Source organism: Pseudoxanthomonas sacheonensis (assembly GCF_031455975.1).
Taxonomy (GTDB): Bacteria; Pseudomonadota; Gammaproteobacteria; order Xanthomonadales; family Xanthomonadaceae; genus Pseudoxanthomonas_A; species Pseudoxanthomonas_A sacheonensis_A.
The window spans coordinates 451,400-462,387 of sequence record NZ_JAVDTT010000001.1 but is presented as its reverse complement, the minus strand read 5'-3'; the positions used below and the strand labels follow the sequence as shown (position 1 = coordinate 462,387).

Genomic DNA, 10,988 nt, shown 5'->3' with positions numbered 1-10,988 from the left:
CCGCCATGCGCCTGAAGCCCTTTTTCCTGATCGCCCTGGCCAGCCAGGCCGCGACCGCCGCCGAATCCCCTTCCGTCGCTCCCTCTCCGGATCCCGGCCCCGCACAGGCCTTGCACTGCGAGCGCCTGTTCGATGCCCGCAGCGGAAAGATGCTGGGCGAACACACCATCGTCGTCCGCAATGGCAAGATCGACTCGGTGGTGCCGGGGCGGGCCAAACTGGCGGAGGGCACCGAATCCATCGTCCTCGCCGGCCGTACCTGCATGCCCGGCTGGACCGACCTGCATGTGCACCTGGGTCAGCAATCCAATCCGCAGAGCTATTCCGAAGGCTTCCGCCTGGACCCCACCGACTATGCGTTCCGGTCGGTCGGTTATGCGGACAAGACCCTGATGGCCGGTTTCACCAGCGTGCGCGATCTGGGCGGTGAAGTGAGCCCGCACCTGCGGGACGCGGTGAACCAGGGCCTGGTGAAGGGTCCGCGCATCTATGCCGCCGGCAAATCCATCGCCACCACCGGCGGCCACGCCGACCCCAGCAACGGCTTCAACAGCGAGTTGGAGCACTTGCTGGGCCCACCCGGCCCCACCGAAGGCGTGATCAATTCCGTCGACGACGCGCGCCAGGCCGTGCGCCAGCGCTACAAGGACGGCAGCGACGTGATCAAGATCACCGCCACCGGCGGCGTGCTCAGCTACGCGAAATCGGCGGATGCCCCGCAGTTCACCGTGGAGGAAGTGCGCGCCATTGTCGATACCGCCAACGACTACGGCTACAAGGTAGCGGCGCACGCGCATGGCGCCGAAGGCATGAAGCGTGCGGTATTGGGCGGCGTCACCAGCATCGAGCACGGCACCGAGATGACCGACGAAGTGATGTCGCTGATGAAGCAAAAAGGCACCTGGTACGTGCCCACCCTCTACGCCGGACGTTTCGTCGCCGACAAGGCCAAGATCGACGGTTACTTCCCGGAGATCGTGCGGCCCAAGGCGATCCGCATCGGCGCGCAGATCCAGCGGACCGCCGGCAGGGCCTACAAGAACGGCGTGAAGATCGCCTTCGGCACCGACATGGGCGTGGGTCCGCATGGCGACAATGCCCGCGAATTCCTCTACATGGTCGAAGCGGGGATTCCCGCCTCCTACGCGCTGCAGGCGGCGACCGTGCATGCGGCCAGCGTGCTCGGCGCGGACGATCAGGGCGTGATCGAAACCGGCAAGCGCGCCGACATCATCGCCATGCCAGGCGACCCGGTGGCCGACATAAACAACGTGATGAAGGTGGATTTCGTGATGAAGGATGGTGTGGTGTACCGGAAACCCGATACCGAGTAATCACGACGCCAGCGACGTTCACTGACGAAAACCTATCTACGTGGGAGCGGCGTCCCGCCGTGAGCTCTTGCTTTGGCGGACAGCGCAAGCGGGAACAGAAGCAAGAGCAAGAGCTCGCGGCGGGACGCCGCTCCCACTACGTCGCTCCCACGACGCCGCTTTTATTGTTTTTCCGGACCGGATCGATAACGTCTCCGTGAGGCGTCTGCGTAGGTCAGCCATGCGAACCAGATTCCGAATGCGATCCTCTGCGCAACGCCAGCGGGGATCGCGTCGGTTTGCACGAACGCGGCAACTAGCACGCCCAGCGCTGCGGCCAAGCTAAGACGCGCGAACCGCGACCACTGCCGATCGCGCCACAATCCCGATGCCAATAGCGCCGCGGCGGAGACGAAAGCCACAGCCCACAGCATCCATGCCGTGCCATGCAGACGGCTGGCATCGCTCTCCAGATCATTCGCGTCGAGCGGCAGCAGACCCATGGCGATGAACGCAAGCGCCGAAAGGAACACCAACTGCGCGCCAATGCGCGCCGTCCAGCCCGCATCCGCAGGCAAACGATGGCGAAGCGTCATCGCTACGACGCCTGCCAGCATTCCCGGCAGCACGAAAGCCAGCAGGTTGAAGGCCAGCGCATGCGGAAAGTCCTTGGCTCCCAATAACGCCACCGGATGCTGCGACTGCAGATAGCCGTCCAGCGCCGTGCCGAATCCAACCACTGCCGCAACGAACAACACGGCGCCGATGATGCCCGCGAAGCGCGCGCCGCGGCTCATTCCGTTTTCCATCTGAAAACCTCGTCTATGCCCACGCCGAAGGCGCGCGCGATGCGGAACGCCAGTTCCAACGAAGGCGAATACTTTCCCGCCTCCAAGGCGATGATCGTCTGCCGGGTGACACCGCAAGCCTGGGCCAATGCTTCCTGGGTCATTTCGCCGCGCTCAAAGCGCCAGCGGCGGATCTCGTTGGCGATGGGCGTGCCGCTCACCGGCTATCGCGCCGATACATTGCGACCGTCGCCGCGTATTCGCACAACCAGCCCCACATCAGCGCGAACACCAGCAGATTCGCTATCACGAACGGCTTGGCCCACTGCAGCTTCTCCGTGGGCGAAAAACCGAGCATCGCCACGATGCCGACGATGCAAAAAACCAGCGCTCCGCGACCCCAGCCGGCCGCCTGTTTTTCGATCTCGCGATCGCGCTCGTCTTCTTGCACCGCACCCTTCCAACGCGAGCCCAGTACATTGGACAGCACCGCCCAGGCGATCAGCAGCATGACTAGGTTGCGGGCCACCGCAGCGGCACGCGGATCGTTCCATGCCGACATCTGCTGGAAGACCTGCGCCTTGACCAAGAAATAGACCACTGCCATCAACATGAAACCTAGTCCCAGCCAGGCCCGCCATTCGCCGGGCGAAGCCATGCCTTCAAGCTGATCGCGCGGCGTCTTCGAGATGCGGTACAGCGACAGCCAAGCCGTCGCCATCAGCAACACCATGCCAGCCTGCCCGCTATCGAAACCCAATATGCGCTCGGGTCCGGCGAGCAGCAGCCACAGCGCAAACGCGCTCACCAGCAAAGCTCCAACCAGCCATCCATTCTGCTTTCTCATCACGTAACTCATAGCTGACTATATGTAAACTACATATTACATTTAGTTCACACCATGTCAAGTTTTTTTTACATCAACTTGTTTCCCGCTCCGGCTGGCACCATGTCAGCCGCATATTTTTTCAATGAGCCTTGCCATGTCCGACTCTGCCCACGTCTTCGACGCCACCACCGAAACCTTCGAAGCCGAAGTCCTGCAGAAATCCCTGCAGACTCCCGTGCTGGTCGACTTCTGGGCCACCTGGTGCGGGCCTTGCAAGACCCTGGGACCGACCCTGGAAAAGCTCGCCGGCGAATACAACGGCGCGTTCCGGCTGGCCAAGGTCGATGTGGACAAGGAACAGGAGATCGCCGCGGCTTTCCAGATCCGTTCGGTGCCGACCGTGTTCCTGGTCAAGGGCGGACAGATCGTCGACGGCTTCCCGGGTGCGGTGCCGGAAGGCCAGCTGCGCGAATTCCTGAAACAGCACGGGGTCGAACCCGGCCAGGCCGCCAACGAAGAGCCTGTTGCGGAAGAAGTCGCGCCCGCGGATCCGCATGCGCAAGTCGTGGCCCTGCGCAAGGCGATCGAGACCGAGCCCGACAAGGCCGAACTCAAGCTCGACCTTGCCTTGGCCTTGCTCAAGACCGGCGCGGCCACCGAAGCCGAAGCGCTGCTCGATGCCCTGCCCGCCAACCTGGCCACCGATGACCGCGCGGTTCGCGCACGCTCGCGACTGAGCTTCGCCGCGCTGCTGAAGGACGCCCCGCCAGCGGAAGTCCTGGAAGCGGCGATCGCCTCCAATCCGGACGACCTGCGCGCACGCCGCCTGCTCGGCGCGCAGCAGTTGCTGGGCGGCAAGGAACAGGCCGCGCTGGAGCAGTTCCTGGAAATGCTGCGGCGCGACCGCGGCTACGAAGACGGTCTGCCGAAGAAGGCGCTCATCGACGCCTTCCGCGTGGTCGAGGACGAAAGCCTGGTGGGTCAGTACCGGCGGAAGATGTCTTCGCTGCTGTTCTAGTTCCGGCTCGCCTCCGGAAAGGATCATCGGCCTACCATACTCAATCGTATGGTAGTGTTTCGGGCTCCGCCCCCTGAGTCCGTCCGTGAAACCCTCCACCCTGCGCCTGATCTTCAATTGCTGGCCGCCCTTCGTGGCCAGCGGCATCCATGTCACCCGTTTCTCCGCCGACTGGCGCCATGTCCGCGTCGAAATGCGCATGCGCCCGTGGAACCGCAACTATGTCGGCACCCATTTCGGCGGCAATCTGTTCGCCATGACCGATCCGTTCTGGATGATTCCGATCAAGGAATGCCTGGGTCGCGACTACATCGTCTGGGACAAGGCGGCCGAGATCGAGTTCGTGAAGCCGGGCAAAGGCACGGTGCACGCCGAGTTCAACGTCGAGGACAGCGCCCTGGACGAAATCCGCGCCGCCACTGCGGGCGGCGAGAAATTCCTGAAATGGTTTCCGGTGGATATCGTCGATGGGCGAGGCGAGGTGGTGGCGCGGGTGCGCAAGCAGATCTACGTGAGGCTGAAGCCGGCGCGTCGCTAGAGTCGCAGCCAGCGAACATTTTTTCGTCATTCCCGCGAAGGCGGGAATGACGGCTGGGAGTGATGGCGAAAACGGCAATATCCCGTCTCCCGCGCCCGCCCGCCGCTACAATGCGGCATGCCCAACGACCCCCATGCTCCTCGCCCCTCCCTGCAGAAGCTCTTCCTCACCGGCCTGCTGACCCTGTTGCCCATCTGGTTGACGTGGGTGGTGGTGAAGTTCGTGTTCGTGCTGCTGTCGGACATCAGCAGGCCCCTGGTGGGGCCGCTATCGCACCAGATCGCCGCGTCCTTTCCCGATTACATGTGGTGGTTCAACGCGCAGTGGGTGCAGGCCGGCATCGCACTGGTGGCGACGCTGTTCGTGATCCTGGCGGTCGGCGTGCTGACCCGGCGCGTGATCGGACAGCGCATGCTGGGCTGGTTCGAACTGCTGATCCTGCGCATTCCGCTGGCCAGCACCATCTACACCAGCGCGCGGCAGCTGCTGGACATCCTGCAGACCAAGCCGGGCAACACGCAGCGCGTGGTACTGGTGGATTTCCCGCACAAGGAAATGAAATCGGTCGGCCTGGTGACGCGCATCCTCAAAGAGGAAGGCACCGGCCGCGAACTCGCCGCCGTGTACGTGCCGACCACGCCCAATCCGACTTCCGGCTACCTGGAAATCGTACCCATCGAAATGCTCACGCCCACCGACTGGACCGTGGATCAGGCGATGAGCTTCATCATTTCCGGCGGCGCGGTATCGCCGGAAAGCGTGCCGTTCACCCGCGATGTAGACAGGGTAAAAGCTTCCGCTTCCGACGCCGGAATGGCACCACCGACCATCCTTTGACTTCGATAGCTCTTCAATACCGCTGAGAGGTTAGTAAATGCGCCAGGCACACGTACTGACCTTTCCCTGCGATATCTGCGGGACCAGGTGCAAAGCAGGCGCCGGTGTGCACGGCTACCAACGGATCCCTGGTTACGATTTGACCGTATGCAAAAGCTGCTTTCAGAACAACCACGACGGATGGGCGCCGGCGCACGAGGAAGCCTTCGAGAACCACCTGGAGCTGAAAGGAATTCCGCTGCCGACGCGCAATGCGCAAGGCCGGTATCCGAGGGAAGCCGAATGAATCGGCCCCGCACGCTCGACGACCGCGCGGTAAGGCTGTTCATCGCACTAGCCGCATTCTTCTGCGTCAATGCGGTGCTGGCTGAATTCATCGGCGTCAAGATCTTCGCGCTGGAAGACACGTTGGGCATCGCGCCGTTCGAATGGAACCTGTTCGGGCAGAAGGGTTCGCTGAGTTTCACCGCCGGCACCCTGCTGTGGCCGATGGTGTTCATCCTCACCGACACCATCAACGAATTCTTCGGCAGGCGCGGAGTGAAGTTCATTTCCTGGGTGGCGGTGGCGTTGATCGTCTACGGCTTCCTGTTCGCCTTCGCCGCCATTGCGCTGGCACCGGCCAGCTGGTGGGTGACGGCCGCGCAATCGCAGGGCGTACCGGATTACCAGAAGGCTTTCTCCGCCATCTTCGGCCAGGGCATGTGGACGATCGCCGGTTCGATCGTCGCGTTCCTCTTGGGACAGTTGATCGACGTCGCCGTATTCCACCGTATCCGCAATGCCACCGGCGAGAAGCACGTGTGGTTGCGCGCCACCGGTTCCACTGCGGTGTCGCAGCTGGTCGACAGTTTCGTGGTCCTGTACATCGCCTTCGTGCTGGGGCCGCAGAAGTGGCCGACCTCGCTGTTCCTGGCGGTGAGCACGGTCAACTACGCCTACAAGATGCTGGCGGCGATCGCGCTGATCCCGCTGCTCTATCTGATGCGGCGCGGCATCCGCGTCTACCTGGGCGCCGCGCGCGAACAGGAATTGCGCGAGGAAGCCGCAGCGGATTGAGCTAACGGGCGTACCCGTGACTTTTGTCGCTGGCCCCGGCCTCGTGCTTGCGGCACTCTCGCGGGCTACCACCTTCCGGAACCTTGCCGATGAATCGTTTGTTGCCCAGCCTGCTCGCACTTGCCACCGCCGCCGTCCTGCTGACCGCAGCGCCGCAAGCCGAAGCCGCAAAGAAGGCGCCGACCGCAACCACCCAGGTCTCCGAGGCCAAGGGCGCGCGACTGACCAAGCTCTATGCCGACTACTGGGAAGAGGTGCTGAAACTCAATCCGATCCAGGCCACCTTCCAGGGCGACAACCGCTACAACGATCTGCTGCCCGATTTCGGCTCGGCCGAATACCGTCGCCAGCAACACGAATTCACCGAGCGCTGGCTGAAGACCATCGAAGGCGTGGGCAGCGACGGCCTGAGCGGACAGGATCTGCTGAGCTACGAGATTTTCGTGCGCGACTCGAAGAATTCGCTGGAAGGCGAGCGTTTTCCCGACTGGATGATGCCGATCAACCAGATGGCCAGCATCGCCAGCTACGCGGTGATGCTGGGCGCGGGCACCAGCGCGCAGCCGTTCAAGACGGTCAAGGATTACGACAACTGGCTGGCACGCGGCAACAAGCTTCCGCAGTTGTTCGATACCGATATCGCCAACATGCGCGCGGGAATGAAGGCCGGCGTGGTCCAGCCGCGCGCGCTGATGGTCAAAGTGATTCCGCAACTGGATGCGCTGATCAAGGACAAGCCTGAAGACACGCTGTTCTGGGGGCCGATCAAAACCCTGCCCGCCGACTTCAGCGCGGCCGACAAGCAGCGTCTCACCGCCGCCTACCGCACGATGATCGCCGATCAGCTGCTGCCCGCCTACCGCGAGCTGCGCGCCTTCATCAACGACGAATACCTGCCCGCCACGCGCGGCAGCGTGGGCCTGGACAAGCTTCCGGAAGGCCAGGCGTGGTACGCCTACAACGCCCGCAACACCACCACCACCGACATGAGACCGGCGGAAATCCACCAGCTTGGTCTGGACGAAGTGGCGCGTATCCACGGCGAGATCCGCAAGCTCATGGCCGAAACCGGCTTCAAGGGTTCGCTGCAGGATTTCTTCAAGTTCATGCAAACGGATCCGCGTTTCAACTTTAAGGACGAGCCCGCCCTGCTCGCCTACTACCGCGCGCTGGAAGCCAGGATCAACAAGCGCATTCCCGAGCAATTCTCGTTGACGCCCAAGGCGCCGTTCGAAATCCGCCCGGTGGAAGAATTCCGCGCCAAGTCCGCGGCCGGCGGCGAATACCAGAGCCCCAGCGAGGACGGCAGCCGTCCCGGCATCTTCTACGTCAACACCTACGACCTGCCAACCCGCAAGACCTGGGATGCGGAAGACCTGTACCTGCACGAAGCGATCCCGGGGCATCACTTCCAGCTCGCCCTGCAGCAGGAACTCAGCGGCGTGCCGGCGTTCCGCCGCTTCGGCGGCGAAACCGCCTTCATCGAAGGCTGGGGCCTGTATTCCGAATCGCTGGGCAAGTCGCTGGGCGTCTACGAGACTCCGTACGATTACTTCGGCTACCTGCAGAACGAACTGTGGCGCGCGATCCGCCTGGTCACCGATACCGGCCTGCACAGCAAGGGCTGGACCCGCGAACAGGTGATCAAGTACATGCTGGACAATTCGGCCGAAAGCGAAACGCAAGCCACCGCCGAAGCCGAACGTTACATCGCCTGGCCCGCGCAGGCGCTGGCCTACAAGATCGGCGAGTTGAAGATCAAGCAGGTGCGCGCGAAAGCGGAGAAAGAACTGGGCGACAAGTTCGACATCCGCGAATTCCACGCAGAGGTGCTGAAGGACGGTTCGGTGCCGTTGGATGTGCTGGAAGCGAAGGTCGACCGCTGGATCGCGAGCAAGAAGGGCTGATCCCTACGGGGTGGGCATAACGCCCACCCCGCCTTTGTTTTTGTAGGAGCGACGCGAGTCGCGAAACAGCGGACGTTGTGGACGAGGATCGGCTTCGCGACTTACGTCGCTCCTACCGCTCCTACCGCTCCTACCGCTCCTACCGCTCCTACCGCTCCTACCGCTCGTCCGACCTGTCGCCTCAGGAACGGCTTTCTTGCACCTCGCGGCCGTTCAGCGGCTGCACCGGGCGCGCGTTCGCCGGGTACAGCTCGCGCAGGGCCTCGATCTGGCTTTCCGACACTTCGATTGGCTGCTTCAGCACCTGCCAGCGCACGCCTTCGCTGCAAGGCGGCGTCGTCAGCGATCCGGTGTAGGCGTAGTAGCCGCGTTGGGTCGGCAGCAGGGCGGCGGGATCCAGGGCTCCCAAGGCGTGTTTGTCGCCTTCGGCCGCTGGCAGCGTGTCGAAGATTTCCTCCAGCGCTGCGTTCTCGCTGCCTTCCTTCAGCATCACCGCAACCACGGCCAGATGGCCCTCGGCGTCCTTGTGCACGAAATGCGCCTCCATCGGGTAGGCCTCGCCATCGATCTTCTCCTCGCTCGGCGTATGGAAGTGGAACTGCACCAGTGCGTAATGCGTGCCGCCGATGTCGATGCCGCCGGAATCCGGCAGATTCACCATGATCGTGTGACCGTTATTCACGGCTTCGGCCGGACCTGCGTGGTAGTCAAAGCCGATCTTGGGCAGGTCGGCGAGGTGCGCGTCGTGGATGTCGATCGGCGACTGCATCTGGCCGAGCGCGCAGGTCTCGAAACCCGGATCCATCTCGGCCCAATGTTCTGGAGCGTGCTCGCCTTGGTAGCCCCAGTGGGGTTGCGGACCGGCGGCCATCGCGCCGGAGGCCAACAGGACGGCCAGCGCCCCGGGCAAAATTCTTTTCATTCGGTACTCTCATGGATACGGAGGGGGGCGCCGCGGGATACACGAATGCGATCCCCTTCGGCGCCGCCCAGCGTGCGGCCCGTTTCGTCGGAAAAATGTAGGAACGAAGTCCGCTATCGCCGCCTCAGCCGGCGACACGCCCTCAACCGATATCCGCGATCACCACCTTCGCTGCATTGTGTCCGGGCGCGCCGGTCACGCCGCCGCCAGGGTGGGTGCCTGCGCCGCACAGATACAGGCCGGGAATGGCGCCGCGATAGTCCGCCTGGCCCACCATCGGCCTTGCGCTGAATAACTGGTTGAGCGATAGCGCGCCATGGAAGATGTCGCCGCCGATCAGGCCGAAGACGCGCTCCAGATCCATTGGCGTCAGTACCTGCCTTCCCAGCACCAACTCTTTGAAACCCGGTGCGTATTTGTCGACCGTCGCGATCATCAGGTCCGCGACTTCATCGCGATGATCGTCCCAACTGCGGCCATCGGACAGTTCCGGTTGCACCTGCTGGCAGAACAGGCTGGCGACGTGCTGTCCGGCCGGCGCCAATGTGCTGTCGAGCGTGGAGGGAATCAACATCTCGACGATAGGCTCGCGCGACCAGCCATGCGCGCGCGCATCCAGGTAGGCGCGATCCATGTAGTCGAGATCCGGCGCCATGATGATGCCGGCGGTGAGATGGTCGCCTTCGCCCGGCAATGCGGTGAAGTCCGGCAAGCGCGACAAGGCCACATTCATGCGTAGGGTGCCGGAACCGCAACGCCAGTTGGCCATGCGTTCGCGGGTCGGCGCAGGTACCGAGGCCGGCGACATCAGGCGCTCGTACAACAGCTTGGGATTGACGTTGGCGACCACCGCGCGCGCATGCAGGGTTTCGCCGGACTCGGTGAGCACGCCGACGGCACGGCCCGGCTTCCCATCGACCTGCTCGACCAGCACTTCGCGCACGCCGGCATCGGTGCGGATTTCCACGCCTGCGGCCACCGCCGCCTTCGCCATCGCCTGGGTGATCGCGCCCATACCGCCGATGGCATGGCCCCACGCCCCTTTCACGCCGTTCACTTCGCCGAATACGTGATGCAGCAGTACGTAAGCCGACCCCGGCGTATACGGACTGGCGTAGTTGCCGACGATGCCGTCGAAGCCCAACACGGCTTTGATGGGCGTGCTCTCGAACCAGCGATCCAGGTATTCGCCCGCCGAGATGGTGAACAGATCCAGCAATTCCTGACGCAGGGTTTCGTCCAGTTTGTGCAGCTGTTTGCCCAGGCGCCCGGCGCGCATCAGCTCGGGCAACGCTTTCCACCAGCCGCCATCGGTGACGTTGGGAGGCGGTTGCATGGCCAGCGCGCGCAGCACATCGGCGATGGCGTCCAGGCGGCGTTCGTATTCGGGCAGGCGCTCGGCATCGCGCCGTGAAAACTTGGCTACCTGCTCCAGGGTCTCGCCGCCTCCGGTCAACAGGTATCGGCCGTCGGGCAATGGCAGGAAGTTGCTGCGCTTGCGCTGCACGATCTCCAAGCCGTGCCCATGCAGATCCAGGTCGGCGATGACCTTGGGCTGCAGCAGCGACACGGTGTAGGACGCTACCGAATTGCGGAAGCCGGGGTGGAATTCCTCGGTCACGGCCGCTCCGCCTACCACCTGTCGGCGTTCCAGCACGGTGACCTTCAACCCGGCTTTGGCCAGATAGGCGGCGCAAACCAGACCGTTATGGCCACCCCCTACCAGCAGGACATCGCGTTTGCTCGGCGCTTCGGCCATTTCTCGCTCCTCTCCGAC

At 63.5% G+C, this 10,988-nt stretch carries 11 protein-coding genes; 6 read left to right on the top strand and 5 right to left on the bottom strand.

The features are described 5' to 3' along the window. Window positions 1-5: 5 nt before the first annotated feature. A complete protein-coding gene (locus tag J2W94_RS02140) occupies window positions 6-1,334 on the top strand; it encodes a metal-dependent hydrolase family protein (protein WP_310089984.1) in 1,329 nt (442 codons plus the stop codon). Window positions 1,335-1,495: 161 nt separating this feature from the next. Here the strand turns inward: J2W94_RS02140 and J2W94_RS02135 are convergent, their stop codons facing one another. From J2W94_RS02135 to J2W94_RS02125, 3 genes are read right to left on the bottom strand one after another with little or no spacing between them, the layout of a single operon-like run. Beyond that, complete coding sequence (locus J2W94_RS02135; protein WP_310089983.1) at window positions 1,496-2,110, bottom strand: DUF998 domain-containing protein; 615 nt, start codon at window positions 2,108-2,110, stop codon at window positions 1,496-1,498. Next, window positions 2,107-2,322 (bottom strand): helix-turn-helix transcriptional regulator, encoded by a 216-nt coding sequence (locus tag J2W94_RS02130; protein WP_310089982.1) that lies wholly within the window; start codon window positions 2,320-2,322, stop codon window positions 2,107-2,109. The genes J2W94_RS02135 and J2W94_RS02130 overlap by 4 nt, the downstream gene beginning before the upstream one ends. Further along, window positions 2,319-2,948 (bottom strand): hypothetical protein, encoded by a 630-nt coding sequence (locus J2W94_RS02125; protein ID WP_310089981.1) that lies wholly within the window; start codon window positions 2,946-2,948, stop codon window positions 2,319-2,321. Before J2W94_RS02125 ends, J2W94_RS02130 begins: the two co-directional genes overlap by 4 nt. Before the next feature lie 136 nt (window positions 2,949-3,084). Here J2W94_RS02125 and trxA point away from each other — a divergent pair, with 136 nt between their 5' ends. From trxA to J2W94_RS02100, 5 genes are all read left to right on the top strand, one after another. Further along, window positions 3,085-3,948, top strand: coding sequence for a thioredoxin (trxA, locus tag J2W94_RS02120; protein WP_310089980.1), 864 nt, complete (start codon window positions 3,085-3,087; stop codon window positions 3,946-3,948). Window positions 3,949-4,033: 85 nt separating this feature from the next. Further along, window positions 4,034-4,486, top strand: coding sequence for a DUF4442 domain-containing protein (locus J2W94_RS02115; RefSeq protein WP_310089978.1), 453 nt, complete (start codon window positions 4,034-4,036; stop codon window positions 4,484-4,486). Window positions 4,487-4,603: 117 nt separating this feature from the next. Further along, window positions 4,604-5,323 (top strand): DUF502 domain-containing protein, encoded by a 720-nt coding sequence (locus tag J2W94_RS02110; RefSeq protein ID WP_310089977.1) that lies wholly within the window; start codon window positions 4,604-4,606, stop codon window positions 5,321-5,323. Between the two features lie 282 nt (window positions 5,324-5,605). Continuing rightward, window positions 5,606-6,382 (top strand): queuosine precursor transporter, encoded by a 777-nt coding sequence (locus tag J2W94_RS02105; RefSeq protein WP_310089976.1) that lies wholly within the window; start codon window positions 5,606-5,608, stop codon window positions 6,380-6,382. 89 nt (window positions 6,383-6,471) lie between these two features. Beyond that, window positions 6,472-8,289, top strand: a complete 1,818-nt coding sequence (locus tag J2W94_RS02100) for a DUF885 domain-containing protein (RefSeq protein ID WP_310089975.1) — start codon at window positions 6,472-6,474, stop codon at window positions 8,287-8,289. 181 nt (window positions 8,290-8,470) lie between these two features. Here J2W94_RS02100 and J2W94_RS02095 read toward each other — a convergent pair whose 3' ends face one another. Beyond that, window positions 8,471-9,211 (bottom strand): carbonic anhydrase, encoded by a 741-nt coding sequence (locus J2W94_RS02095; RefSeq protein ID WP_310089974.1) that lies wholly within the window; start codon window positions 9,209-9,211, stop codon window positions 8,471-8,473. Between the two features lie 142 nt (window positions 9,212-9,353). Beyond that, entirely contained in the window at window positions 9,354-10,970 is a 1,617-nt protein-coding gene (locus tag J2W94_RS02090) for a phytoene desaturase family protein (protein ID WP_310089973.1), read from the bottom strand. Between the last annotated feature and the right edge of the window lie 18 nt (window positions 10,971-10,988).